A 23,862-nucleotide genomic window follows, 5' to 3' on the forward strand; every position below is an offset into this window, starting at 1 on the left:
CGGTCCGGGACCACAGCGCCGCGGCGTCAGGCGGGACGGCGGAACGCCCGGCGCTCGGTCTCGCAAGCGTCACGGCAGATGCAGCCTTCCATGTGGTCGTTGACGAAGCCCATCGACTGCATGAAGGCGTAGACCGTGATCGGCCCGACGAAGCTGAAGCCCCGGGCCTTCAGCGCCTTGGACAGGCGGGTCGAGGCCGGCGTCACCGGGTTGGCGCCGAGATAGGCCGCGTCGACCCGCGGCGGCCGCTCGCTTTCCGGCGGCTCGAAGGACCACAGGAAGGCGGCGAACGACTCGCCCTCATCCCGCATCGCCTGGACGCGCCGGGCATTGTTGATGGCGGAGAGGATTTTGGCGCGGTGGCGCACGATGCCGGCGTCGAGGACCAGGCGCTCGACATCGCCCTCGTCGAAGGCGGCGACGCGATCGATGGCGAAGCCGGCAAAGCCCGCGCGAAAGGCCGGCCGCTTGCGCAGGATGGTCAGCCAGGAAAGGCCCGCCTGAAAGCCTTCGAGGCAGAGCTTTTCGTAGAGCCTGGCGTCGTCGCCGACCGGGCGGCCCCATTCCTCGTCGTGATAGCGCAGATATTCCGGCACGCCGCCATGCCAGCGGCAGCGGTGCTGGCCGTCGGGGCGATCGGTCAGGCCCGTCGCGCTATCCGTCGCATCTTTTTCCATGCCTCTTCATGCCCAACCCGGCCGGAAGGAGCAAGGAGTCCGGTGGGGCGGATGTCGGCGATGGTCGAGACATCAGGCTTCGGGCAGGGGCCGCGGGTCGCAGGTGAATTTCTGCAGCCGGTATTTAGGGTGCGTGGCGATCCAGTCGGCGGCGACGGCCTGGCCGAACAGGGTGCAGCTCATCAGCGAGCCCTCGAAGGACACGTTTTCCGGGCGGCAGTGATTCGGGAGAGTGTGCAGGCAGACATAGAGTGTCAGGGCGATCATGGCAGTGTCTCCGTCGGGCCGCGCAATCCTGGCGGCGGTGAAGTCCAGCCCATCGCGGCGCCAGCCGTTGCTGGCCGCGCCGTCGCGGCGTCGATTCCTCCCCATGTCAAGAAATCAGACAGGTCTCCCGCCTGCCCGGATGTCTGCTGTTACGATAGATGCTGAAGATCGCGCCGAGCTGGCGGCGCTATAGTTCGACTGCCATAGGAATTACATCGAAGGCCGCTATGCCCGTCTTGCCCGGAGCGGGGCGATGGTATCGTCATCTTCCCTTCGTCCGTTCCTCAGGAAAACACGGCGATGTTGCGGTGCACAATAAAATCTGTGTGATGCTTTCTGAGTGTGGCTTCGCTGCCGCAGCATGGCTTTACCGATCCCGGCGGGTTGCCGGCAGCCGGTCCCGCCCGCCACAGTGGTGAAGCCCCTGTTCTGGACACGCCGCCATGTCGCCATCCCGGTTCCCGACGAATGCCCTGGCTGGTCTGGTCCTGGGAATGCTGGCCCTGCACCCGGCCGCCGCGCGGCCCCTGCCGGATGATGCTGCGCTGATTGCGGGTTTCGAGACCATCGTCTTCGGCACGGAGATCGGCGGCTTCTTCGGCAGTGGACGCTATGTCCGCAAGTTCAGCGAGCCGGTGCGCTTTTACATCGAGGACAGGGCCAGCAAGCCGCGCATTCCGGCCGTGCGCCGCTTCATCCGGTCGCTCGGCCGGGAAATCGCCGGCCTGAAGACGGGCTTTGCCCGTCGTGAGCGCGACGCCAATTTTTTCGTCCATGTCGTCGATCGGGCCGACTACCAGGCCGTCGGCCGGCGGATCTATGGCAGCCCCTTCGCCCGCGTGCCCGGCGAATGCGTGGTGCGGGTGCAGTTCGGCCGCAGCGGCATCGTCCGGTCCGATGCGCTGATCGTGTCGGACGAGGGGGAGGGACTGTTCCAGCGCTGCCTGATCGAGGAAGTGCTGCAGGGGCTCGGGCCGCTCGACGACAATCCCGCCGCCCCGGACAGCGTGTTCAACGATGGGTCCGACCTGACGGTGTTCACCCGCTACGACAAGATCATGCTGAACATGCTGTATGACGGCCGGCTGTCGCCCGGGATGAACCTCGAGGCGGCGCGCGCGCTGTTGCCGGAGATCGCGCGCAGCACCCGTCGCCGCGTCCGTTAGCGTCGCGTTAACCACGATTCATCGTTAAGCGTTAAGCATAACGAAATGGAACCGGCCGGCGGCCGCCTGATTGCCGCCGCATTCATCTTTCGCTTGCCATTTTCAACGAGAGTTCGTCGTGAACCAGGCGCTGGGCGAAAGATCAGGGCCATCGGTATTGTCTCGCGACGAAGGATCGATCGGTGTCGAACAGGATGTTCTTGCGTTCTCCGCGGCCGCATGGCGGCCGCTTCGTCTTGGCCGCAGCGCTCGCGGGCCTCTGCCTCGCCGCGCCGGCCGTCGCGCGCGATCGCGGCCAGCCCGCCGTCCGCGTCGCGCCGGACCTTGCCAACGAATGGCTGCTGCAGCTTTCGCCCGGCAGCGGCGTCGTGCCCGGCTACCACCGCCCGAATCTGGCCCGTCCGGCGCGTGCCTATGACGGCGTCGTTCTCGAAGGCCGCGCCCCGGCAGGGCGTGCGCCGATCGCCGTCGACCGTTCCCGCGAGCCCGGCTATGACGGCTACACCGGTTCCGTGCGCGCCGGCGCCTCCACTGCCGTCCCCCGGGCGATGAACAAGCGGGAGGTCGATCCCGTCTTCCTGCCCCAGGTCGTCGACTACCCGACGAAGGAGAAGCCCGGCACGATCGTCATCGATACCACGGCGAAGTTTCTCTATCTGGTCGATCAGGGCGGCAAGGCGCACCGCTACGGCGTCGGCGTCGGCAAGCCCGGCTTCGAATGGGCCGGCGTGCACAAGGTCACCCAGAAGAAGGAATGGCCGACCTGGACGCCGCCCTCGCAGATGCGGGCCCGCGAACGCGCCAAGGGCAAGATCCTGCCGGCGCAGATGGCGGGCGGACCGCAGAACCCGCTCGGCGCCCGCGCCATGTATCTCGGCTCGACGCTCTACCGCATCCACGGCACCAACCAGCCCTGGACCATCGGCAAGGCCATGTCCTCCGGCTGCATCCGCATGCGCAACGAGGACGTGACCGACCTTTACGGCCGCGTCCCGGTCGGCACGCGGGTGATCGTGCTCTGACGGCCACACCGGTCCGATAAAGATTTCTCCGCGATCACAGCTCGCGGAGGCCACGCCGACCCGGCGGCCCGCGGGCTTGCCAGGGTCGGCCCCGTCCGCAATGAATTCGAGAGCTTGGTGTTTGCCTGCCCCGCCTGCCGCCGGGGCGCGCCGCGATGCCGCATCGTCCCTGGAAGGATCGCCTCATGCAGAGAAACATGCGCATCGCCTTGATCGCCGCTGCCGCGCTGGTCGGCGCGGCCGGCCTCACGCCCGATCCGGCGCACGCCGAGCAGCGCTACTACGACCACGCCAGCAACAGCTGGCGCGATGCCTCGGCCGCGCCGTCGCGGCGCATGTCGCAATCGATGCGCAAACCCGCGCGTCAGTTCATGCGCACCTCCGTCTCCATCGACACGAACGAGGCGCCGGGCACCATCATCGTCGATAGCCAGCGCAAGTTCCTCTACCATGTCGAGGGCCGGGGCCGAGCGACCCGCTACGGCGTCGGCGTCGGCCGCGAAGGCTTTGGCTGGTCGGGCGACATGAAGGTCGGGCGCAAGGCGGAATGGCCGGGCTGGACGCCGCCGAAGGAGATGATCGCGCGGGAAAAGGCGGCTGGCCGCATCATTCCCCCCTACATGGAAGGCGGTCCGAACAATCCGCTCGGCGCGGCGGCACTCTATCTCTATCGCAACGGCCGCGATTCGATCTTCCGCATCCACGGCACCAACCAGCCCTGGACCATCGGCCAGAACATGTCGTCGGGCTGCATCCGGATGATGAACGAGGACGTGCAGGCGCTCTACGCCAAGACCGGCACCGGCACCAAGGTCATCGTCATCGGTCCGGACGGTCGGGGCCGCGACCGCATCTACCGCGAGGCGGGCCTGGCCGCCTCGGGTCAGAACATTCTGGAGACGCTCTTCGGCGGCTGATCGACCGGCATAATCCGTCCGACATGCAAAAGGCCCGTCTCGTGATCGAGGCGGGCCTTTTCCGTGTCGTGCTGTGTGTGACGTTCTTCGTCCCGCGACAGGATCAGTTCCGTGACGCCGGAACGCCAGGTCGCGCTTCGCAAGATCGACCCTGCAAATCTCCGATACAGTCCCGACCGCCACCGGATCGCCCCGCGGGATGCGGCCCGGCGATGATCTGTCGATGGAGGGGCGGCGCCGGCCGGGAAGGTCGGCGCCGCTTTGGGGATCAGGCCGCGGCGGAGACGCGGGCTTCGGCGCTGGTCGGCACCAGGGCGATGGTCTTCAGGATCTGCGAGGCGATCTGGTAGGGGCAGCCCTGCGAGTTCGGCCGGCGATCTTCCAGATAGCCCTTGTAGTCGTTCTTGATGAAGGAGTGCGGCACGCGGATCGAGGCGCCGCGATCGGCGATGCCGTAGCTGAACTTGTTCCACGGCGCGGTCTCGTGCTTGCCGGTGAGACGCAGATGGTTGTCCGGGCCATAGACCGCGATGTGGTCTTCCAAGTTCTCGTCGAAGGCCTTCATCAGGGCCTCGAAATAATCCTTGCCGCCGGTCTCGCGCATGAAGGCGGTGGAGAAGTTGGCGTGCATGCCCGAGCCGTTCCAGTCGGTGTCGCCGAGCGGCTTGCAGTGGTACTCGATGTCGATGCCGTACTGCTCGGTCAGGCGCTGCAAGAGGTAACGGGCGATCCACATTTCGTCGGCGGCGCGCTTGGAGCCCTTGCCGAAGATCTGGAATTCCCACTGGCCCTTGGCGACTTCCGCGTTGATGCCCTCGTGGTTGATGCCGGCGGCGAGGCACAGGTCGAGATGCTCCTCGACGATCTCGCGGGCGATCGCGCCGACATTCTTGTAGCCGACGCCGGTGTAGTAGGGGCCCTGCGGGGCGGGATAGCCGCTCTCGGGGAAGCCGAGCGGACGGCCGTCCTGATAGAAGAAATATTCCTGCTCGAAGCCGAACCAGGCGCCCTCGTCGTCGAGGATGGTGGCGCGGCTGTTCGAGGGATGCGGCGTCTTGCCGTCCGGCATCATCACTTCGCACATCACCAGCGCGCCGTTGGTGCGGGCCGCGTCCGGGAAGATGGCGACGGGCTTCAGCACGCAATCGGAATTGCTGCCTTCCGCCTGCATGGTCGACGAGCCGTCAAAGCCCCACAGCGGCAGCTGCTCCAGTTCTGGGAAGGCGTCGAATTCCTTGATCTGCGTCTTGCCGCGCAGGTTCGGAACGGGCGTGTACCCGTCGAGCCAAATATACTCCAGCTTGTACTTGGTCATCGCAAACTCTCGTCAGTGGTGATGCATCCGGTGAACCCCGGTCCGTACGCTGGCCTCCGGTGAGGATGCCAGGCACGCGCGGTCGTCACTCCCCATGCATGCCGCGTGCCAAATGCCTCGGCCCGCGGGAAGGGCCGTGGTCGCGTTCGACCGACGGGGCGGGCCAGGCTGAGCGATGCTAGAGTGCCGCCTGTGCTCCCGGGGCCGACAGGGCAAAGGGCTCAGAAAAATGGGCGGCTGGCGGGTCAGTTTGCCGCAACGCTTTTCCCGCATGCTGGGCGTTAGGGGCTGGCGAGCCGCGCTGGCGCCGGCCCCAATCGCCCCGCCGATGACTAGAAAATTTGCAGTTCGCCTATATTTAGTGCAGAAGAGATGCAGGCAAGAAGAGCGCGAGGCGCCTTTCGGGAGACCCTCCATGGCAGCAACGGATCATCGGCCGACGGCCACCATCTACGCCTTTCCCAAGCGCGACCGCTTCGCGGAGCGCCGCGAGCTGGCCGAAAAGGCCGCGGTCGCCGAGATCGGCAGCTATGCCGCCTGCGACAGCTGGTATCACGAGGCAGCGCTCACAGACGCGGACAAGACGCGCCTATCCTAAGCCGCCGGGGCTCTGAGCCGCACCCGTCCTACAGGGCAACGGCTGACTTGTGTGTCCGTGATCGGCCGGCGCTTCAGGCGCCAAAAATCGACCAGCCCATCCGTTTCGTCAGGCTTTCCAGCGCGATGCGGCCGAGATGCGAGTTGCCGGCGGCGTCCAGTCCGGGCGACCAGACGGCGATCGATGCCTTGCCCGGCGCGACCGCCATGATGCCGCCCCCGACGCCGCTCTTGCCCGGCAGGCCCACGCGGTAGGCGAACTCCCCCGACCCGTCATAATGGCCGCAGGTCAGCATGATCGCATTGATGCGCCGCGCCCGCTCGGGGTTCACCACCGACAGGCCGGTCGACGGATTGCGGCCGCTGTGCGCGAGGAAGCGGGCGGCCATCGCGAGCTGGCGGCAGGACATGGCGATGGCGCAATGGTGGAAATAGACGCCGAGCGTGAACTCGACCGGATTGTCCAGCACGCCGAAGGATTTCATGTAGTAGGCCAGCGCGTTGTTGCGAAAGCCGGTGCGCTGCTCGGAGGCCGCCACCGCCTCGTCGATGGTGATCGTTTCGTCCTCGGCGAGGAAACGCATGAAGCGCAAAATCTCGCCCAGTGCCTCGCGCGGCTTGTGGCCGGAGAGAATGAGATCGGTGACCGCGATGGCGCCGGCATTGATGAAGGGATTGCGCGGAATGCCCTGTTCGCGCTCCAGCTGGACGATCGAGTTGAACGCCGTACCGGAGGGCTCGCGGCCGACGCGCCGCCACAGACGGTCGCCGACCATGCCCAGCGCCAGCGTCAGCGTGAACACCTTCGACACGCTCTGGATCGAGAAGGGCGTGTCGCAGTCACCGGCCGCCGCCACGTGGCCGTCGGCGTCGATGACGACGAGGCCGAAGGCGCCGGCATCGACGCGGGCGAGTTCCGGGATGTAGGTTGCCACCGTGCCACGGTCGGGCCGCGCGGCCATTTCCGCTGCGATCTCCTGAATGACGCGGTCGAGGTGTTCGGCGGAAGACGGCATCGGACCTCGGTCATTTCGGCAGGGGTTCGCTCGGCGACGGAGAGCGGCGAGCGCTTCCGGCAGCGCGACTGTGCGGTGCAGCAGCGCGTTCTGTAAAGCGCCGCGTGGATGGGGCCCAATTGATAGAGCGCCATTCTTCTCCCCGCCGGGGAGAAGGTGGACGCGAAGCGGCCGGATGAGGGGGTGCAACCTCTCCGGAAGGGCGCGCCCCCTCATCGCCCTGCCGGGCACTTCTCCCCGGTGGGGAGAAGAAGCAGCGGACGCCTTTGCGGCAAAGCGGGCGGGGCTCATCGTGCCATTCAGGCGCCGGGCCGTCCTTGCAGCGTGCTCAGCCGGCTTCTGACGCGCCATCGGATATCCGGCGGCAGCGGCGCGACAACTTATTCCGCCGCGATGGCCGGCACGACCGGCTCGATCCCCGCCAGAGCCGCCGGCCTTTCCCCGCCATAGGCCCAGTCCAAAAGTGCCACCGTGTGCAGGATGGGCGCCGCCGTTCCCGAGCCGATCTGCGTCATGCAGCCGATGTTGCCGGTGGCGATGGCCTGTGCGCCGGTGCGGGCGATGTTGGCGACCTTGCGGTCGCGCAAGGTGGCGGCGATCTCCGGCTGCAGGATGTTGTAGGTGCCGGCCGAGCCGCAGCACAGATGCCCTTCCGGCACGTCCCGCACGACGAAGCCCGCCTGCGCCAGAAGGATTTTGGGCGCCTTTATGATCTTCTGGCCGTGCTGCATCGAGCAGGCGGAGTGATAGGCGAGCGTCAGGCCGGTGGCGTTGACCGGTGCCGGCAGATCGAGGCCGGCGAGATATTCGGTGACGTCCTTGGCCAGCGCCGAGACCGCTGCCGCCTTCGCCGCATAGGCCGGGTCGAGCCGCAGCATGTGGCCATAATCCTTGATCGTCGTGCCGCAACCGGAGGTGGTGACGAGGATGGCGTCGAGGCCGCCGTCTTCCGCAACACGCATCCAAGCGTCGACATTGCGGCGGGCGAAATCCAGCGCCTCGTCCTCGCGGCCGAGATGGTGGACCAGTGCGCCGCAGCAGCCTTCCCCCGGCGTCGGTGCCACGGCGATGCCGAGCCGCGCCAGGAGGCGCGTGGTCGCCTGGTTGATGCCGGGATCGAGCACGGACTGGGCGCAACCGGACAGAATCGCCACGCGCGGGGCGCGGCCCGTGGCCGGGCCCCGCAGAGCCGGCGCGGCAGCCGCAGCCGGCGCGGCGCCGCGCTCTGACGCCGCTGGCAGGCGGGCGGGCGCCAAACGCAGCATCGCCGCCAGCGGCTTCAGCGGCGTGACCGCATCGAAGAGCGGGGCGAGCGGCCGGGCGAGGCGGGCGAGCGCGAGGCTGGCGCGGAACCGCCGGGGAAAGGGCAAAGTCTTCGCCAGCACCAGACGGATCATGCGGTCGACGAAAGGCCGCTCATAGGTATTCTCGATATGCGCCCGCGCGTGGTCGACGAGGTGCATGTAGTTCACGCCCGAGGGGCAGGTCGTCATGCAGGCGAGGCAGGACAGGCAGCGGTCGATGTGCTTGACCACTTTCGCGTCGGCCGGCCGGTCGTTCTCCAGCATGTCCTTGATCAGGTAGATGCGGCCGCGCGGCGAATCCAGCTCGTTGCCGAGCGTCACATAGGTCGGGCAGGTGGCCGTGCAGAAGCCGCAATGCACGCATTTGCGGATGATTCCCTCGGATTCGGCGACCGCGGGATCGGCGAGCTGCGCCGGGGAGAAGGTGGTCTGCATCTGTCATTCCTTGCAGCCATGCTGTGGTCGTCGGCTTCGATGCGATTCGAATCACGACGGGGCGATCAGTGTGGCGGTTCCCGGGATAGCGAGGGTGATCGCCTTGGCGATGGCAGGAGCCAGCGGCGCAAGGAGATCCAGTTTTGGTGTCGGCAGGACGATCAGTGCCAGCGGTCCGAAATGCTGCTGGAACGCAATGTTCTTGTCGCAGGTCACGAAGACGTGGATGCCGCGCTCTCGAAGGTGAAGCAGCAACACACCATTCCTCAGACCCTTCCATGTCCTGGGGAAAGGCAACAGGTCGGCGCCGTGGGCACTGACGAGGGAGGCCACCGCCCGCGGGACATTCTCGTCGAGCATGGCAGGCATATCAGGCGACGAGCCGCTTTAAATCCTCGGCCGCCAGAAGAAGCGCTGCCTCCGCCTGAGCCCGCTCGACCGTCGGAAACTCGCCAAGAAATTCATCCAGCGACATCCCGCTCGCAAGGTTCTCGAACAGCGTCTCGACCGGTACCCGCGTTCCGCGAAAGACCGTGGCGCCGGACATGATCTCCGGATCGGCCGACAAGATTTCACTCCTATCCATTCTGCTTCTCCACTTCGCCATTCCTACCCCATCCGCCCGGGATTGAGCACGCCCTTCGGGTCGAACTGGTCCTTCAGGCGGCCGCTCAGCGCGGCGAGCGGGCCGGGCTGGGGCTGGAAGACCGGGGTGGCGGCGCGCGCGCCATCCTCGGCCCGTGCCAGAAAGGCGTGGCCGCCGCCATGGGCGGCGAGCGCGGCGCGGATCATGGCCGCTTCCGGCTCGCCGTCGAGCCGCAGCCAGACGAGTCCGCCCTGCCAGTCGTAGAAGGCATCGACGGCCAGATGCATCCGCAACGCCATTACCACTTCATGGCCCCGTGTCGGCGCGCAGGACAGGCGCCAGACGGGCCGCATCGTGCCGTCGGCGAAGGGTTTGGCATCGCGCACGTCGCGCCAGAGCGCCACCGAAGCCTCGCCCTCCAGCCGCTCCAGCCGGCCGACCTTGGAGAGCGCCGCGCCGAGATGGGCTGCCCTTGCCGCGACTGAGGGCCCGAACCCTTCGAGGCGGATCAGCGTCGCGGGATCGCTCCCCAGTTCACCTGACAGGACCCTTCGGGCGACCAGCGCCGGCAGGTGCGCCGCACCCGAAACCTCGGCCGACGAGCCCATCGCCGCCGCCATGGCACCGGCCGCCTGCTCGTCGCCCAGGCCCCGCAGCACCAGCGTCGTCTCGGTCTCGGCCTTCGGCATGACTTTCACGGTGAGGTCAGTCATCACCGCGAGCGTGCCGAAGGAACCCGTCAGCCCTTTCGACAGATCGTAGCCGGTGACGTTCTTCACCACCCGCCCGCCCGACTTGAAGATTTCGGCCCGGCCGGAGACGGCGGCGACGCCCAGCACGTGATCGCGCGCGGCCCCCTGCTTCAGCCGGCGTGGGCCGGAAAGGTTGCAGGCGACCACGCCGCCGATCGTGCCCTGGCCCGCGGGCAGGCCGAAGAGCGGGCCGTAGTCCATCGGCTCGAATTCCAGCCGCTGCCGGTGCTGGTCGAGCAGCGCCTCGATCTCGGCGATCGGCGTTCCGGCGCGGGCCGAAAGCACCAGTTCCTCCGGCTCGTAGAGCGTGACGCCCGACATTCTGGTTAGCGAAAGGGTGCGGGCGGCCTGGACAGGCCGGCCGAGACCGCGCTTCGATCCCGTGCCCTCGATCGCCAGCGGCTCGTCCGCCGAGATCGCGGCGGCGATGATGTCGCGCACCTCCGCCACGCTGGAGGGCGAGAGAATGCTGTGGTTCTCGAGAATCTCGGCCATGCTCATCGGACGGGCGTGCCCTTGTAGAGGTCGCCGAGGCGGCAGGAGAAGCCGATCTCGGGCAGGGTGATGACGTCCTCAGCGGAACGGAACACCCGGCCCTGCCAGTTCTCGGCACGGGACCAGAGCTCAAGGCAGACATCGTCCTGCCCGATGATCAGGACATGCGTGCAGTCCGGCGCATCGGCATAGAGTGCGCGCTTCCGGCTGATGTGCTCGAGCGAGTTGGATGGCGACAGGATCTCCGCGACCAGGTGGAAGCGCGTCGCATACGACACGGAGTCGATCTCGGCATCCAAGACTGCGACGTCGGCGATGGGCCGGAAGGCCTTATGCGCATCCACAATCAGGCCGACCTCGACCAGCGCGAAGAGATCCGGACGCGCCGTCTCGATGGCATTGTTCAGGGCCGCAGCAAGATTGAGCGCGATCCGCTGATGGACGAGCGTCGGCGGCGACATCATCAGGAACGGCTCTCCGTCGATCAGCTGCCAGCGCTCCTCGCGCGGCCGCGGGCCAATCATGGCGAGGAAGGCATCGGTCGACATCTTGTTGGGGCTTGGATGGGGCGGCAGAACCGTCATGTGCCCTCCTAGAACCGCGGTAGGTCGGGAAAGGCGACCTGGCCCTTGTGGACATGCATGCGCCCGAGCTCGGCGCAGCGGTGGAGCAGCGGAAACACTTTTCCGGGATTGAGCAGATGCTCGGAATCGAAGGCGCACTTCACCCGCTGCTGGTGCTTCAGATCGTCGTCCGAGAACATTTCCGGCATCAAATCGCGCTTCTCGACGCCGACGCCATGCTCGCCGGTGAGGACGCCGCCGACCGCGACGCAGAGGCGCAAAATGTCGTTGCCGAATTCTTCGGCCGATTCGAGCTCACCCGGCTTGTTGGCGTCGTAGAGGATCAGCGGATGCAGATTGCCGTCGCCGGCATGGAAGACGTTGGCGACGCGCAGGCCGTGCTTGACCGACAGGTCCTTCATGCCGGCCAAGACCTTCGGCAATTCCTTGCGCGGGATGGTGCCGTCCATGCAGTAATAGTCCGGCGAGATCCGGCCGACCGCGGGAAAGGCCGCCTTGCGCCCGGCCCAGAAGGCAGCGCGCTCCTCGTCCGACTGCGAGACTTTCGCGCTGGCGCAGCCATGGGTGTGGCTAATGCGCTCGACGGCAGCGAGGAGATGATCGACCTCAGCCTTCGGCCCGTCGAGTTCGACGATCAGCAGCGCCTCGACGTCGCGGGGATAGCCGGCATGGACGAAATCTTCCGCCGCGTGGATCGCCGGGCGGTCCATCATCTCCATGCCGCCGGGGATGATGCCCTCGGCGATGATCGCCGCCACCGCGGCCCCGGCCTGCTCGGACGACGGGAACCCGATCAGCACCGCGCGCGCGGTTTCCGGCGCCTGCAGGATGCGCACGGTGACCTCGGTGACGACGCCGAGCAGGCCTTCCGACCCGGTCATCAGGCCGAGCAGGTCGTAGCCCTCGGAATCCAGGTGCTTGCCGCCGAGCCGGATGACCTCGCCCTCGATGGTCACGAACTCGATGCCAAGCACGTTGTTGGCGGTCAGGCCGTATTTCAGGCTGTGCACGCCGCCGGAATTCTCTGCGACATTGCCGCCGATCGAGCAGGCGATCTGCGAGGAGGGATCGGGCGCGTAGTAGAAGCCGCGGTGTTCCACAGCGCGGGTGATGCCGAGATTGGTGACTCCCGGCTGCACCACGGCGCAGCGGTTGTCGAAATCGATGTCGAGGACGCGGTTGAAGCGCGACAGGACGAGAAGCACGCCGTCTTCCAGTGGCAGCGCGCCGCCGGAGAGCGAGGTGCCCGAGCCGCGCGGTACGACGGGGATGCGCTCGGCATGGCAGTAGCGCAGGACGGCGGCGACCTGGTCTACGGTTTCCGGCAGGACGACGACGAGCGGCATCTGGCGATAGGCGGTGAGGCCGTCGCTCTCGAAGACGCGCATCTCGTTTGCGGCGTCGACCACGCCTTCGCCCGGCACGATCGCCTTGAGCGCCGAAACGATCGCTGCCCGGCGTCCGAGAACCGCCGCGCTGGGTTTTGGCATCAGCACTGCCATACGTTTCTCCCAGGCGACCCGTGTCGCCAACCCGCTGAAACTAGGAGGGGAATACCGGCAAGTCCACCCGCGGCGCCTTGCCGCGCCCGCCGCACTTGCGGCTTTGTCAGGTTCTCTTGCCGCATGGCCTCGCCATGTGATTGGAAACGCTCTAACTCTTGAAGCGGGACAAGAACGCGCCAGGCCGGTGTCATCCGGGATATCGGCGGAAATCTCAGGGAAGCGAGCGGCATGAACATGGAATTGCGTGGCGAGGTGAGGGCAGATACGCCGTCGGTCGGCCTGTTCGTGACCTGCCTGGTCGACCTGTTCCGGCCGAGCGTCGGCTTTGCCGCGCTGAAGCTGCTGGAGAATGCGGGCTGCGCGGTGTCGGTGCCGGCCAGTCAGACCTGCTGTGGTCAGCCGGCTTATAATTCCGGCGACCGCGCCGACAGCCGTGCCATCGCCATGCAGGTGATCGCCGCCTTCGAGGTTTTTGACTACGTCGTGGCGCCCTCGGGCTCCTGCGCCTCGATGCTAAAGAAGCACTATCCCGGGCTCTTCGCCGGCGACCCAGCCTGGGAAGCCCGCTCGGCCGCCTTTGCGACCAAGGTCTTCGAACTGGTGAGCTTTCTCGCCGATGTGCGCGGCCTCACGGCCGTCGATGCCAGGGTCGATGCCACGGTGACCTACCACGATTCCTGTTCCGGCCTGCGCGAACTCGGCGTGCATGACCAGCCGCGGGCGCTGCTCGCCAGCGTCGAGGGTCTGGCGCTGATGGAACTGCGCGACGCGGACGTCTGCTGCGGCTTCGGCGGCACGTTCTGCGTCAAATATCCGGATATCTCGAACGCCATCGTCACCAAGAAGTCGGTGGCGATCGAGGAGAGCGGCGCCGACATGCTGCTGGCCGGCGATCTCGGCTGTCTGATGAACATGGACGGCAAGCTGAAGCGGCGCGGCGTCGCGATGGAGGTGCGTCATGTCGCCGAGGTGCTGGCAGGAATGACCGACACGCCGCCGATCGGCGGCAAGCTTTGACGATCCGCCGCGGCAGCACCGTGATCGAGGTCGTGACGGCCGACATCACGCGTCTGGCCGTGGACGCGATCGTCAACGCCGCGAACGAGAGCCTGCTCGGCGGCGGCGGCGTCGACGGCGCCATCCACCGCGCGGCGGGGCCGGACCTCCTGGCTGAATGCCGCACGCTCGGCGGCTGTCCGACCGGCGAGGCGCGCATCACCGCCGGCTATCGGCTTCCCGCCCGCCACGTCATCCACACCGTCGGCCCGGTCTGGCACGGCGGAGAACGGGGCGAGCCTGCCCTCCTTGCAAGCGCCTATCGCAACTCACTCGCACGGGCAGCAGAGAATGGTGTCCGCAGCATCGCCTTTCCCGCGATCTCGACCGGCATCTACGGCTATCCCAAGGCGCTGGCCGCCGGCATCGCCGTGCGCGAATGCCGGGCGGCGGCGGAAGGAATCGACCGCATCGTGCTGTGCTGCTTTTCCGAAACGGACACGCTAGTCTACGCCGATGCGCTCGCAGCGGAGGCCGAAACATGAGCCTTGCCAAGGACAAGCCTTGCTACGCCAAACCCTCGGACTACGATGATGATGTCTACGCCTGGGCTTCCGAGCAGGCGCAACTCCTTCGCCTGGGCCGTTTCAGCGAACTCGATATCCTCAACGTGATCGAGGAGATTGAGAGTTTGGGAAGCGAACAGCGCCACGCCCTGGAGTCGAGCTATCGTATCCTGATACTGCATCTCCTGAAGTGGCATTTCCAGTCGGCACGACGGTCCCGATCGTGGGACAGCACGATCTCGCGGGAGCGGGGGTTGTTCTTGCGTCGCGAGAAGCGCAATCACTCGCTGCGCGCGCGCGCTCAGGAATTGGCCGACGACGTTTACCCTGATGCAGTCAGGGAGGCCGCCAAGGAAACGGGCCTGCCGCCGCAACTTTTCCGATCTACCTGTCCCTACAGCCTAGAATTCCTGCGCAAGCACGACGCGATGCCGGAGGTTTTGTCATGAGCCTTGTCAGGAAGACACTACCAACCGATCCCTCTGGCTACGAGCATGACATCTATGCCTGGTCACGCCGACAGGCCGAGTTATTGCGCGACGGAAGGTTCTCGGAGGCGGATTGGCCGCATATCATCGAGGAGATCGAGAGTGTGGGTGGCTCCCAGCGCAGGGCACTGAAATCGAGCTATCGACTGGTCATCATGCACCTCCTGAAGTGGCAGTTTCAGCGGGAAAAGCGTAGCCGCTCCTGGAAAAACACGATCGGCCGGGAGCGCGGCACGATCCAGAGTGACGAGCGCGACAACCCCTCTCTGGCAGCAGATGCGAACGCCATTGTCGGCGAAATATACGCCATCGCGGCCCGCGACGCCGCCCGCGAAACCGGCCTGCCGCTCGCCACCTTCCCGCCCACCTGTCCCTACAGCCTCGATTTCCTGCGCGACCACGACGCGATGCCGGAGTAGACCCCATGCAAATCACCTCGCACGCCTTCAAGGCCAATTCCGTCAAGGCGCTGGCCGATCCAGAGCTGCAGCGGGCGATGGGCAATGTCGAAAAGGGCTTCATCGGCAAGCGCCAGAAGGCCGTCGACCTGCTGCCGGAGTTCGACGCGCTGCGCGACAGCGCCGTGGCGATCAAGAACCACACGCTCAAACATCTCGACCTCTACATCGAGGCCTATGTGAAACGGGTCGAGGCGGCCGGCGGTACCGTGCATTTCGCCGAGGATGCCGACCACGCCAAGGCGATCTTCCTGTCCATCGCCCGCCGCCGCAAGGCGAAGACGGTGACCAAGGGCAAGACCATGATCTCCGAGGAGATCGGCCTCAATGCCTTTCTCGAGGAGAACGGCATCATCCCGGTCGAGACCGATCTCGGCGAATACATCATCCAGCTCAGAGGCGAGCATCCCAGCCACATCATCGCCCCGGCTGTGCATCTGACGCGCGACCAGGTCGAGGCCGATTTTCGCCGCGTCCACACCCATCTCGACATCGGCCGCAACCTCACCGAGCCGGTGACGCTGCTCGCCGAGGCGCGCGCCATCCTCCGCCAGAAATACGGCGAGGCCGATATCGGCGTCACCGGCGCCAATTTCCTCGTCGCCGAGACCGGCACCTCGGTGATCGTCACCAATGAGGGCAATGGCGACCTGACGCAGCTGCTCGGCAAGTGCCACGTGGTGCTCGCCTCGATCGAGAAGCTGGTGCCGACGCTGGAGGACACGGCGCAGATCCTGCGCATTCTCGCCCGGTCGGCCACGGGTCAGGAGATGAGCGTCTACACCTCGTTCTCCACCGGGCCGAAGCGGGCGGAGGACCTCGACGGGCCGGAGGAGTATCACGTGATCCTCCTCGACAACGGCCGCTCGGCCATGCTCGGCACGGAGTTCGAGGAGATGCTGCGCTGCATTCGCTGCGGCGCCTGTATGAACCACTGCCCGGTCTACCACGCGGTCGGCGGCCACACCTACGGCTCGGTCTATCCCGGCCCCATGGGCGCGGTGCTCACCCCCAGCCTGTCCGGCATCCACAAGGCCGGCCATCTGCCCAACGCCTCGACCTTCTGCGGCCGCTGCGAATCCGTCTGCCCGATGAAGATCCCATTGCCGAAGATGATGCGGCACTGGCGCGAAAAGGAGTTCGAGCAGAACCTGCAGCCGAAACCCGCCCGCGCCGGGCTGAAGCTTTGGGCCTACGCGGCGCGCCGGCCAAAGCTCTATCGTCTCGCCGCTTCGATCGGCATGCCGATCCTCGCCCGCCTGGGCGGCGCCAAGCATCGCTTCGCCTCGCTGCCGCTCGCCGGCGGCTGGACGAAATGGCGCGACCTGCCGGCGCCCGAGGGCAAGACGTTCCAGCAGCAATATGCCGAGGCGCAGCGCCACCGAGCGCCAGCTCAGACCGCGAAGGTGCCGGCATGAGCGGCTCGGCGCGCGACGCGATCCTCTCGCGCATCCGCCATGCCAATGGCGGCCGCCCGCGCGACCCCGCCCGCCAGGCCGTGGTCGACGCGCGCCTCGCCGAGGCGCGGCCGGGTGTCATCCCGGCGCGCGGCCAGCTGGACTCAGAGGCGCGCATAGCGCTGTTCGTCGACATGGCCCAGCGGGCGAGCGCCAGCGTCCTGCGGGTCGAAAGCTATGCGGCGGTGCCGGCAGCGGTCGCCGACTGGCTGCGGCAGAACAATTTCCCCGCCAGCTTGCGCATGGGCGAAGACCCGCGCCTCGCCGCGGCGGATTTCGGCACCACGACCCTAGACATGACGACGGGCGCGAGCGGCGGCGACGACCTCAACGCCCTCTCGCATGCCGAGGGCGGCATCGCCGAGACCGGGACGCTGATGTTCGTCTCCAGCCCGGCCAATCCGACCAGCCTGAATTTCCTGCCGGAGAACCACATCGCCGTCGTTGCCGCGGCCGACATCGTCGGCGACATGGAGGCGCTGTGGGGCGTGGTGCGATCGCGTTCAGGCAAGGGCTTGATGCCGCGCTCGGTCAATTTCGTCACCGGGCCGTCGCGCTCGGCCGACATCGAACAGACGCTGCTTCTCGGCGCACATGGACCGAGGGCCCTGCACATCATCCTGGTGGGGTAGGCTGGGGCGGCTCCCGGTCTGACGCAGCAGGGTGGAGAACTGGCACGGGGGCGAGGCGCAGCGGCCGCAAGGCGGGCTCGCCGCGCTCGGCCGGCCGCATCGCCGGTGCGCTGGCGCCCTTCTTCGGCCGCCGACATCTTCGTCATTCCTCAACAGGTCTTGCAGAGATGACAATAGCCGCCGTGGCACCGAAGCATCGCTTTACCATTCCCCCGTCTTGAGAGGCCGTTAAGTAAAACTCGAACGGGTTTGTTCATGCCCGCGGCGCATTTTCTACTCGCACACCGGCAATCGGGCGGAACACATCACGCCCGGAACCGGTTGCCAGGAAGAGGTTCGGCCCCGTGCCGACAGAACAGAAGCGAGAGCGACATGACCCTTTGCACCGTGAGACGCCGCGCCAGCCTGAACGCCGCTCAGCTGCCGACCCCGATGCTGCCGAAGCCCAGCCCCGCGGCGCAGGCGATCCTCGACCTCTTCCGCTGAAACTGTCCGCAGACCCTGAAGGCTCGCGTCTCCTCCGCGACGCCTGACGCCATCCTGGCCAACTGGATCGTCGCGAGCTTGGAAAAACCGGCCTCTGGACAAAGCGGCCGGACTGGGGATGGATCGGCTGTTCCCGAGGAGCCCGCCATGCCCGTCGCCACTGCCGATCTCGTCCCCTTCCTCGTCGCCAGCATGATCCTTCTCGTCATCCCGGGGCCCACCATCGTCATGGTCGTGTCGCAGGCGCTGGCGCAGGGAAGGCGGGTGGCGTTCGCCAGCGTCCTCGGCGTCGGGCTCGGGGACCTTGCCGCGGCCAGCCTGTCGCTCGCCGGCGTCGGCACGCTGCTGGCCGCCTCGGCGACGGCCTTTATGGTGCTGAAGATCATCGGCGCGGTCTATCTCGTCTATGTCGGGTTGACGCTGTGGCGGGCGCCGCCGCTGGATTTTGCCGATCTCGGCGCCGGCACGCCCCGACAGCGCCGGACCGTCTTCCGCGACGCCTTCCTGGTCACCTTGTTCAATCCCAAGGGCATCGTCTTCTTCGTCGCCTTCGTGCCGCAGTTCATCGCCGCCGACCGGCCCTTCGTGCCGCAGGCGGCAACCTATGTGGCGCTGTTCGTCCTTCTCGGCATCCTCAACGCCTACGGCTACATGCTCCTCGCCGACCGGGCGCGCGCGACGATCCGCCGTCCGGCCGTGCTTCGGGCCGTGACGCGGGCCGGCGGCGGCTTCCTGATGGCCGCCGGCGTCGCCGCGCTGTTTGCCCGCCGCGCCGCCTGACGCAGGGAACGGCGGGGCGGCGCGCACGTTGCTGAGGGGAACCAGACAAGGACAACGCCATGACCGAGATCAACGACAACAAGCCGACCGACGAAGAGACCCATCCGCTCGGCACGGACAAGACGATCCCCGGCCAGCAGAAGCGCCCGCTGACCGAGGAAGAGGATCTCGACAACGCGATCGACGATACCTTTCCGGCCTCCGACCCCGTTCCGCCGAGCCGGATCGACGGCCCGAACAACTGACATCGGCGTCGATCATCCCCGTCGATGCGTGACATCATGCCCGGTCTGCGACCGGGCATTTTCGTTTCTGGGCGTGCCGCTCCGGCCGGTTACGGCCAAAACCTTGGTTTTGCGGCGGGGATGGGCTAGGACCCATGCCATGGTCAACAGGTCGTCGCCGCCCCCGTATCGCCCGGATACGCGCGGGGCCGCGGCGCGCGTTTCGGGCGGCATGACATGGCTTCCAAGCCGATCAAGGTAAAGGCGCGCCAGCCGCGCGGTTTCGGCGACCGCGGCGCGGCCGATCTGCGTGCGCAGGACAGGATGATTGCGGTCATCAAGGGCGTCTACGAGCGCTATGGCTTCGAGCCGGTGGAAACGCCGATGTTCGAATACACCGACGCGCTGGGCAAATTCCTGCCCGACAGCGACCGGCCGAACGAGGGCGTGTTCTCGCTGCAGGACGACGACGAGCAGTGGCTGTCGCTGCGCTACGACCTGACGGCGCCGCTCGCGCGCCACGTGGCCGAAAATTTCAACGACATTGCGCTGCCCTATCGCAGCTACCGCGCCGGCTACGTCTTCCGCAACGAGAAGCCGGGCCCAGGCCGCTTCCGCCAGTTCATGCAGTTCGACGCCGACTCGGTCGGCTCGCCGGGCGTCTCGGCCGATGCCGAGATGTGCATGATGATGGCCGACGTCATGGAAGCGCTCGGTATCGCGCGCGGCGACTACGTCATCCGCGTGAACAACCGAAAGGTTCTCGACGGCGTGCTGGAAGCGATCGGCCTCGGTGGCCCCGAGAATGCCGAGCGCCGGCTGACCGTGCTGCGCGCCCTCGACAAGCTCGACAAGTTCGGCATTGCCGGCGTGCACGAGCTGCTCGGCAAGGGACGGCTCGACGAAAGCGGCGGCAAGGGCGACTTCACCAAGGGCGCCGAGCTCGAGACCACGAGCATCGAACGCGTGCTGCGCCTGTTCGACATTTCGGGTCTGTCCGCCGAGGCGGTCGACGCCCACGGCGCCGGGGAAGTGCGGCTGGCCAAGGCGAGCGAAGCCTTTGGCGACAATGCGCGAGTGGCCGAAGGGCTGGACGAACTCCGGCAGATCTCGGCGATGTGCCAGGCCGCCGGCTACGACGACACGCGCGTCCTGATCGATACCTCGATCGTCCGTGGCCTCGAATATTATACCGGCCCGGTCTACGAGGCGGAACTCCTCTTCGACGTCACCAACGAGAAGGGCCAGAAGGTCCAGTTCGGCTCGGTTGGCGGCGGCGGGCGCTATGACGGGCTGATCGCGCGCTTTCGCGGCGAGGCTGTGCCGGCGACGGGCTTCTCCATCGGCGTCTCGCGCCTGATGACGGCGCTGAAGAATCTCGGTCGGCTGGAAGAGAGCGAGCGCACCGGGCCGATCGTCGTCACCGTGATGGACCGCGACCGCCTCGCCGACTACCAGCGCCTGACGACGATCCTGCGCGACGGCCTCAACCCGAAGGACCATACCGGTCAGTACGTCGGCCCCGTCGTGCCCGTGGAAATGTTCCAGGGCAACCCAAAGCAGTTCGGCAAGCAGCTGCAATATGCCGACCGCCGCAACAGCCCGCTGGTGGTCATCCAGGGTGGCGACGAGAAGGCGGCCGGCATGGTGCAGGTGAAGGACCTCATCGAGGGCAAGCGGCTTTCGGCCGAGATCGAGGACAACGCCACCTGGCGCGCGAGCCGGCCGGCACAGGTCACCGTGCCCGAGGCCGAGCTCCTGGACGCGGTGAAAAAGATCCTCGCCGCGCAGGCGGCGGACGGGGCGGCGGGCGCCGCTCTGCCGCCGGCCGACGCCTGAGGTGGGTCCCGCCAGCACCCCTGCGATGGATGCCGCGCTGGAATCCCTCTTCGCCGCGCGCGGCGCGGTGCCTGTCACCGTGCCGATCCTGCAGCCGGCCGATCCCTATCTCGACACCGCCGGCGAGGCGCTGCGCCGGCGAATCTTTCTGACCCGCGGAGAGGGCGGGGAGGCGCTGTGCCTGCGGCCTGATTTCACCATTCCGGTCTGCCTCGCCCATATCGGTCTCGGCGGCGTGCTGCCGCGGCGCTATTCCTATCTCGGCCTCGTCTTCCGCCAGCTCCGCGCCGAGGGTTCTGAATTCCGCCAGGCCGGCATCGAAGATCTCGGCGATGGCGACTTTGCCGCCGCGGATGCGCGCGCGCTCGCCGATGCGCTCGCAGGGCTCGGGGCCGCCGGCTATCGCGGTCCGCTCGACACGGTGCTCGGCGACCAGGGCCTATTCGAGGCCTTTCTCGCCGCCCTCGGCCTGCCCGACGGCTGGCAGCGCCGGCTGGTGCGCACCTTTGGCGACGATACGCTGCTCGCCGCGGCGCTCGACGATCTCAGCCGCCACGACGGCCAGGCCGTGGCCGGGCTTTCGCCCTCGCTGCACGCTTTGGCCAAAGTGGGCGAGACCGGCCGGCTGGCCGTTGCGGTGGCGGAGATGATGGAGCAAGCCGGCCTCTCGCCGCATGCCGGCCGCACGCCGGCCGAGATCGCCCAGCGGCTGGTGGAAAAGGTCGCCGTCGCCGAGACCGCGCTGTCCGACACGGCCCTGCATCGCCTCCGGCGGTTTCTCGCCATCGACTGCCCGCTGCCGGAGGCCGCAGCACTGCTGCGCGAGATGACCGGCGCGAGCGGCCTCGACATCGGCCCGGCGCTCGCCGTCTTCGAGGCGCGCAATGCCGCCCTGCAGGCGGCCGGCGTCGACCTCGGCACTGTCCGCTACCGCGCCGCCTTCGGCCGGACCATCGACTACTATACCGGCATGGTGTTCGAGGCCCGCATTCCCGGCGCGCGCGACCCGCTGGCGGGCGGTGGCCGCTTCGACCGGCTGTTGACCTTCCTCGGCGCCAGGGCACCGATCCCGGCGGTCGGCTTTTCGCTCTGGCTCGACCGGATCGCCCTGGCGATCCCCGGAGGAGGACGTCCGTGACCCTGACCCTCGCCATTCCTTCCAAGGGACGCCTCAAGGACGAGTCGATCGCCGCCCTCGGTCGCGCCGGCATCAGCGTCACCTCGGCCGAGGATTCCCGCAGCTACCGCACCACCGTCGCCGGCATCGACGGCCTGGAGGTCGTGCTGCTCTCGGCCTCGGAGATCGCCCGCGAGCTGGAGATCGGCGCGATCGATTTCGGCATCACCGGCGAAGACCTGGTGCGCGAGACAATCGCCGACGCCGAGGCGCGGGTCGAGATCGTCGCCCGCCTCGGCTTCGGCCAGGCCGACGTCATCGTCGCCGTGCCGGAGGCCTGGGTCGACGTCGAGACCATGGCCGATCTCGGCGACGTCGCGTCCAGCTTTCGCCAGCGCCATCACCGGCGCATGCGCATCGCGACGAAGTATCAGCGGCTGACGCAGGGCTTTTTCTCGCGCGGCCACGGCATCCAGAGCTACCGCATCGTCGAAAGCCTCGGTGCCACCGAGGGCGCGCCGGCCGCCGGCTCGGCCGACATCATCGTCGACATCACCTCGACCGGCTCGACGCTGCGCGCCAACCGGCTGAAGGTGCTGCGCGACGGCCTGATCCTGGCGTCGGAGGCCTGCCTGGTGCGACGGCGCGGGGCGGCAGGCGAGGCGCCGGATGCCGCGATCGACGCCGTCCGGAAGCGATTTCTAGCGGGCCCGTGACGGCGAGGCGCCGCCGGCTGCCGCGGCAGGTTCTGATAATTCTTTTAAAACCATTAGTTTACGCTTGCCGGACTAGGATAAGGTAGGTGCGACCGAAGCTGGCGCATGCCGCTGTGTCCGGATCGCGATGACCTTCGAATTTCCTCCGACCGCCTATCTGCAGACGGGACCCTCGTCCCGGCTGGGCCCGATCGACGCCTGCATCGAGGCCGAAGCCGAGCGTCTTCTGGCCGGGAGAACCCGCGACATCCGGCTTCGGGGCCCCGTCATGGCGCGCTACCAGGCCTGGTCCTGGCCGCGTCGTGCCAAGATCGTGCGGGCCTGGATGTTGTGGGTCGCAGGCCTCAACATCTTTCTCAGCGTCATCGGCCTGCTCTTCGTCCCCATGTTCCTCGCTTTCAGCCTCGTCGCCGTGGGGCTGTTCGTCCCGGCCGCCAACTTTGTCGTCCACCGGCTCTGGAGACGGCCCCGCGGTCCATGGATCGAACCGCTGTCGCTGGTCGTCGTGACGCTGACGACCATGGTCGTCTACGGCATTTTCGGTGCCTTGATCGGCGGGTACGATCAGGAGCGTTACCTCACGGGCGCCCTGTTTCTGGCGACCATCGCTCTGGTGGTCTTCGACATGACGCTCGGCTGGTCGACCGCGCTGGGCGTCAGTGCGCTGCTGATCTTCGCCCTGTTCCAGATCTTCAATCTCCACGTGGAGCCGACCCAGGTCTTCTTTTCCATCGCCTTTTTCGGATTTGGGGTCGCTGCGACCATCGAGGCGCGGCGCACGGCGACCATTCTCGCCCACAAAGGCTTTCTGCTGACGGTCAGGGACGCCCAGCACAGCCGCGCTTTGGCCGAGGCCAACCGCAACCTCCACCGCCTGGCGACGCTCGACCCCCTGACCGGGATCGCCAATCGCCGGTCTGCCCAGGACCATACCGACTGCCTCTGGCAGAACGACGGCGTCGACAAGAACCAGGTCGCCGTGATCATGGCCGACATCGACCATTTCAAACGCCTGAACGATGCCTTCGGTCATGCCGCGGGCGATGCCTGCATCCGCCAGGTCGCCGACGCCATGGTGGCGTCGACCCGCCGGGGCCTCGACCTCGTCTCGCGCTATGGCGGTGAGGAATTCATGGTGGTGCTGACCGATGCCTCGGCGGAGACCGCCATGCTAATCGCCGAGCGCATCCGCAGCTCCGTCGAAGCGCTGGAGATCGAGGCGCCCGGGGTGCAGACGGGCGTCCTGACCGTCACCCTGAGCCTCGGCGTCGCGATGGCGCGGGACGATATCGGCGCCGAGCTGCTCGGCAACCAGGCCGACGACGCGCTCTACGAGGCCAAGCGGCGCGGGCGCAACAGGGTGTGCCGCTGGCCGATCGGGCCAGCGCTGCCGGCGGACCGCCGCGCCTAGAGCGTGCCGCGCCGATTGGCGAAAACCGGATTGCCCTGCTTCACCTGTCTCTGT

The 23,862-nt window shown here is 67.3% G+C and carries 26 protein-coding genes; 16 read left to right on the top strand and 10 right to left on the bottom strand.

All coding sequences use genetic code 11. The features are described from left to right. Positions 1-26 precede the first annotated feature (26 nt). Both IEX88_RS03335 and IEX88_RS03340 read right to left on the bottom strand, forming a co-directional pair. The gene (locus tag IEX88_RS03335; protein ID WP_188849117.1) at positions 27-677 is read right to left on the bottom strand and encodes a DNA-3-methyladenine glycosylase I; all 651 of its coding nucleotides are present in this window, start codon (positions 675-677) and stop codon (positions 27-29) included. A 72-nt stretch (positions 678-749) separates the two neighbouring features. Then, entirely contained in the window at positions 750-944 is a 195-nt protein-coding gene (locus IEX88_RS03340; RefSeq protein ID WP_188849118.1) for a hypothetical protein, read from the bottom strand. Positions 945-1,387: 443 nt separating this feature from the next. On the opposite strand from IEX88_RS03340, the gene IEX88_RS03345 reads away from it, so the two are divergent. The 3 genes from IEX88_RS03345 to IEX88_RS03355 all read left to right on the top strand — a co-directional run bounded on the left by IEX88_RS03345 (position 1,388) and on the right by IEX88_RS03355 (position 4,049). Next, positions 1,388-2,110, top strand: coding sequence for a DUF2927 domain-containing protein (locus IEX88_RS03345; RefSeq protein ID WP_188849119.1), 723 nt, complete (start codon positions 1,388-1,390; stop codon positions 2,108-2,110). A 194-nt stretch (positions 2,111-2,304) separates the two neighbouring features. Continuing rightward, entirely contained in the window at positions 2,305-3,132 is an 828-nt protein-coding gene (locus tag IEX88_RS03350; RefSeq protein ID WP_188849300.1) for a L,D-transpeptidase, read from the top strand. A gap of 335 nt (positions 3,133-3,467) precedes the next feature. Beyond that, the gene (locus tag IEX88_RS03355) at positions 3,468-4,049 is read left to right on the top strand and encodes a L,D-transpeptidase (RefSeq protein ID WP_373289546.1); all 582 of its coding nucleotides are present in this window, start codon (positions 3,468-3,470) and stop codon (positions 4,047-4,049) included. A 268-nt stretch (positions 4,050-4,317) separates the two neighbouring features. Here the strand turns inward: IEX88_RS03355 and IEX88_RS03360 are convergent, their stop codons facing one another. Then, on the bottom strand, positions 4,318-5,364 hold the full coding sequence (locus IEX88_RS03360) for a glutamine synthetase beta-grasp domain-containing protein (RefSeq protein ID WP_188849120.1): 1,047 nt from the start codon (positions 5,362-5,364) through the stop codon (positions 4,318-4,320). 415 nt (positions 5,365-5,779) lie between these two features. On the opposite strand from IEX88_RS03360, the gene IEX88_RS03365 reads away from it, so the two are divergent. Further along, entirely contained in the window at positions 5,780-5,962 is a 183-nt protein-coding gene (locus IEX88_RS03365; protein WP_188849121.1) for a DUF2735 domain-containing protein, read from the top strand. A gap of 73 nt (positions 5,963-6,035) precedes the next feature. Here IEX88_RS03365 and IEX88_RS03370 read toward each other — a convergent pair whose 3' ends face one another. The 7 genes from IEX88_RS03370 to IEX88_RS03400 all read right to left on the bottom strand — a co-directional run bounded on the left by IEX88_RS03370 (position 6,036) and on the right by IEX88_RS03400 (position 12,635). Continuing rightward, positions 6,036-6,977 carry a glutaminase gene (locus IEX88_RS03370; RefSeq protein ID WP_188849122.1) on the bottom strand — a complete coding sequence of 314 codons (942 nt, stop codon included), beginning with the start codon at positions 6,975-6,977 and terminating at the stop codon, positions 6,036-6,038. Positions 6,978-7,357: 380 nt separating this feature from the next. Further along, complete coding sequence (gene glcF / locus IEX88_RS03375; protein WP_188849123.1) at positions 7,358-8,716, bottom strand: glycolate oxidase subunit GlcF; 1,359 nt, start codon at positions 8,714-8,716, stop codon at positions 7,358-7,360. Positions 8,717-8,767: 51 nt separating this feature from the next. Beyond that, a complete protein-coding gene (locus tag IEX88_RS03380) occupies positions 8,768-9,076 on the bottom strand; it encodes a hypothetical protein (protein WP_188849124.1) in 309 nt (102 codons plus the stop codon). Between the two features lie 10 nt (positions 9,077-9,086). Next, positions 9,087-9,302: a DUF433 domain-containing protein gene (locus tag IEX88_RS03385; protein WP_188849125.1), complete on the bottom strand. Its 216-nt coding sequence runs from the start codon at positions 9,300-9,302 to the stop codon at positions 9,087-9,089. Between the two features lie 23 nt (positions 9,303-9,325). Then, positions 9,326-10,549 (bottom strand): glycolate oxidase subunit GlcE, encoded by a 1,224-nt coding sequence (glcE, locus tag IEX88_RS03390; protein WP_188849126.1) that lies wholly within the window; start codon positions 10,547-10,549, stop codon positions 9,326-9,328. 2 nt (positions 10,550-10,551) lie between these two features. Continuing rightward, positions 10,552-11,133 (bottom strand): Uma2 family endonuclease, encoded by a 582-nt coding sequence (locus tag IEX88_RS03395; protein WP_244639786.1) that lies wholly within the window; start codon positions 11,131-11,133, stop codon positions 10,552-10,554. Positions 11,134-11,141: 8 nt separating this feature from the next. Beyond that, positions 11,142-12,635, bottom strand: a complete 1,494-nt coding sequence (locus IEX88_RS03400) for an FAD-linked oxidase C-terminal domain-containing protein (RefSeq protein ID WP_188849127.1) — start codon at positions 12,633-12,635, stop codon at positions 11,142-11,144. Positions 12,636-12,866: 231 nt separating this feature from the next. Between IEX88_RS03400 and IEX88_RS03405 the strand changes: the two genes are divergently transcribed. The 12 genes from IEX88_RS03405 (at position 12,867) to IEX88_RS03460 (ending at position 23,808) form a co-directional block, all read left to right on the top strand. Then, positions 12,867-13,655, top strand: coding sequence for a (Fe-S)-binding protein (locus tag IEX88_RS03405; RefSeq protein WP_244639787.1), 789 nt, complete (start codon positions 12,867-12,869; stop codon positions 13,653-13,655). Next, positions 13,652-14,179, top strand: coding sequence for an O-acetyl-ADP-ribose deacetylase (locus IEX88_RS03410; protein WP_210319228.1), 528 nt, complete (start codon positions 13,652-13,654; stop codon positions 14,177-14,179). Before IEX88_RS03405 ends, IEX88_RS03410 begins: the two co-directional genes overlap by 4 nt. Continuing rightward, the gene (locus IEX88_RS03415) at positions 14,176-14,649 is read left to right on the top strand and encodes a DUF29 domain-containing protein (protein WP_188849128.1); all 474 of its coding nucleotides are present in this window, start codon (positions 14,176-14,178) and stop codon (positions 14,647-14,649) included. The genes IEX88_RS03410 and IEX88_RS03415 overlap by 4 nt, the downstream gene beginning before the upstream one ends. Continuing rightward, positions 14,646-15,107 carry a DUF29 domain-containing protein gene (locus IEX88_RS03420; RefSeq protein WP_188849129.1) on the top strand — a complete coding sequence of 154 codons (462 nt, stop codon included), beginning with the start codon at positions 14,646-14,648 and terminating at the stop codon, positions 15,105-15,107. Before IEX88_RS03415 ends, IEX88_RS03420 begins: the two co-directional genes overlap by 4 nt. 5 nt (positions 15,108-15,112) lie before the next feature. Continuing rightward, the gene (locus tag IEX88_RS03425) at positions 15,113-16,564 is read left to right on the top strand and encodes a LutB/LldF family L-lactate oxidation iron-sulfur protein (RefSeq protein ID WP_188849130.1); all 1,452 of its coding nucleotides are present in this window, start codon (positions 15,113-15,115) and stop codon (positions 16,562-16,564) included. Beyond that, on the top strand, positions 16,561-17,235 hold the full coding sequence (locus IEX88_RS03430) for a LutC/YkgG family protein (protein WP_188849131.1): 675 nt from the start codon (positions 16,561-16,563) through the stop codon (positions 17,233-17,235). Before IEX88_RS03425 ends, IEX88_RS03430 begins: the two co-directional genes overlap by 4 nt. Positions 17,236-17,868: 633 nt before the next feature. After that, the gene (locus IEX88_RS03435; protein ID WP_188849132.1) at positions 17,869-18,501 is read left to right on the top strand and encodes a LysE family translocator; all 633 of its coding nucleotides are present in this window, start codon (positions 17,869-17,871) and stop codon (positions 18,499-18,501) included. 59 nt (positions 18,502-18,560) lie between these two features. Further along, a complete protein-coding gene (locus IEX88_RS03440; protein ID WP_188849133.1) occupies positions 18,561-18,746 on the top strand; it encodes a hypothetical protein in 186 nt (61 codons plus the stop codon). A 216-nt stretch (positions 18,747-18,962) separates the two neighbouring features. Continuing rightward, entirely contained in the window at positions 18,963-20,564 is a 1,602-nt protein-coding gene (gene hisS, locus IEX88_RS03445; protein WP_188849134.1) for a histidine--tRNA ligase, read from the top strand. Between the two features lie 25 nt (positions 20,565-20,589). After that, complete coding sequence (locus IEX88_RS03450; protein ID WP_188849135.1) at positions 20,590-21,702, top strand: ATP phosphoribosyltransferase regulatory subunit; 1,113 nt, start codon at positions 20,590-20,592, stop codon at positions 21,700-21,702. Then, complete coding sequence (gene hisG, locus IEX88_RS03455; protein WP_188849136.1) at positions 21,699-22,397, top strand: ATP phosphoribosyltransferase; 699 nt, start codon at positions 21,699-21,701, stop codon at positions 22,395-22,397. Before IEX88_RS03450 ends, hisG begins: the two co-directional genes overlap by 4 nt. 127 nt (positions 22,398-22,524) lie before the next feature. Next, positions 22,525-23,808: a GGDEF domain-containing protein gene (locus IEX88_RS03460; protein WP_188849137.1), complete on the top strand. Its 1,284-nt coding sequence runs from the start codon at positions 22,525-22,527 to the stop codon at positions 23,806-23,808. Positions 23,809-23,862 lie beyond the last annotated feature (54 nt).

Origin of the sequence: Aureimonas glaciei (assembly GCF_014643375.1) — a bacterium.
Taxonomy (GTDB): Bacteria; Pseudomonadota; Alphaproteobacteria; order Rhizobiales; family Rhizobiaceae; genus Plantimonas; species Plantimonas glaciei.

Coding starts and splice junctions, on each gene's coding strand:
- IEX88_RS03400 (WP_188849127.1), bottom strand. CDS start 12,635: ATGGCAGTGCTGATGCCAAAACCCAGCGCGGCGGTTCTCGGACGCCGG.
- IEX88_RS03335 (WP_188849117.1), bottom strand. CDS start 677: ATGGAAAAAGATGCGACGGATAGCGCGACGGGCCTGACCGATCGCCCC.
- IEX88_RS03385 (WP_188849125.1), bottom strand. CDS start 9,302: ATGGATAGGAGTGAAATCTTGTCGGCCGATCCGGAGATCATGTCCGGC.
- IEX88_RS03365 (WP_188849121.1), top strand. CDS start 5,780: ATGGCAGCAACGGATCATCGGCCGACGGCCACCATCTACGCCTTTCCC.
- IEX88_RS03340 (WP_188849118.1), bottom strand. CDS start 944: ATGATCGCCCTGACACTCTATGTCTGCCTGCACACTCTCCCGAATCAC.
- IEX88_RS03430 (WP_188849131.1), top strand. CDS start 16,561: ATGAGCGGCTCGGCGCGCGACGCGATCCTCTCGCGCATCCGCCATGCC.
- IEX88_RS03415 (WP_188849128.1), top strand. CDS start 14,176: ATGAGCCTTGCCAAGGACAAGCCTTGCTACGCCAAACCCTCGGACTAC.
- IEX88_RS03450 (WP_188849135.1), top strand. CDS start 20,590: ATGGATGCCGCGCTGGAATCCCTCTTCGCCGCGCGCGGCGCGGTGCCT.
- IEX88_RS03405 (WP_244639787.1), top strand. CDS start 12,867: ATGAACATGGAATTGCGTGGCGAGGTGAGGGCAGATACGCCGTCGGTC.
- IEX88_RS03395 (WP_244639786.1), bottom strand. CDS start 11,133: ATGACGGTTCTGCCGCCCCATCCAAGCCCCAACAAGATGTCGACCGAT.
- IEX88_RS03420 (WP_188849129.1), top strand. CDS start 14,646: ATGAGCCTTGTCAGGAAGACACTACCAACCGATCCCTCTGGCTACGAG.
- IEX88_RS03370 (WP_188849122.1), bottom strand. CDS start 6,977: ATGCCGTCTTCCGCCGAACACCTCGACCGCGTCATTCAGGAGATCGCA.
- IEX88_RS03425 (WP_188849130.1), top strand. CDS start 15,113: ATGCAAATCACCTCGCACGCCTTCAAGGCCAATTCCGTCAAGGCGCTG.
- IEX88_RS03345 (WP_188849119.1), top strand. CDS start 1,388: ATGTCGCCATCCCGGTTCCCGACGAATGCCCTGGCTGGTCTGGTCCTG.
- IEX88_RS03460 (WP_188849137.1), top strand. CDS start 22,525: ATGACCTTCGAATTTCCTCCGACCGCCTATCTGCAGACGGGACCCTCG.
- IEX88_RS03440 (WP_188849133.1), top strand. CDS start 18,561: ATGACCGAGATCAACGACAACAAGCCGACCGACGAAGAGACCCATCCG.
- hisS (WP_188849134.1), top strand. CDS start 18,963: ATGGCTTCCAAGCCGATCAAGGTAAAGGCGCGCCAGCCGCGCGGTTTC.
- glcF (WP_188849123.1), bottom strand. CDS start 8,716: ATGCAGACCACCTTCTCCCCGGCGCAGCTCGCCGATCCCGCGGTCGCC.
- IEX88_RS03350 (WP_188849300.1), top strand. CDS start 2,305: ATGTTCTTGCGTTCTCCGCGGCCGCATGGCGGCCGCTTCGTCTTGGCC.
- IEX88_RS03435 (WP_188849132.1), top strand. CDS start 17,869: ATGCCCGTCGCCACTGCCGATCTCGTCCCCTTCCTCGTCGCCAGCATG.
- IEX88_RS03360 (WP_188849120.1), bottom strand. CDS start 5,364: ATGACCAAGTACAAGCTGGAGTATATTTGGCTCGACGGGTACACGCCC.
- IEX88_RS03355 (WP_373289546.1), top strand. CDS start 3,468: ATGTCGCAATCGATGCGCAAACCCGCGCGTCAGTTCATGCGCACCTCC.
- glcE (WP_188849126.1), bottom strand. CDS start 10,549: ATGGCCGAGATTCTCGAGAACCACAGCATTCTCTCGCCCTCCAGCGTG.
- IEX88_RS03380 (WP_188849124.1), bottom strand. CDS start 9,076: ATGCTCGACGAGAATGTCCCGCGGGCGGTGGCCTCCCTCGTCAGTGCC.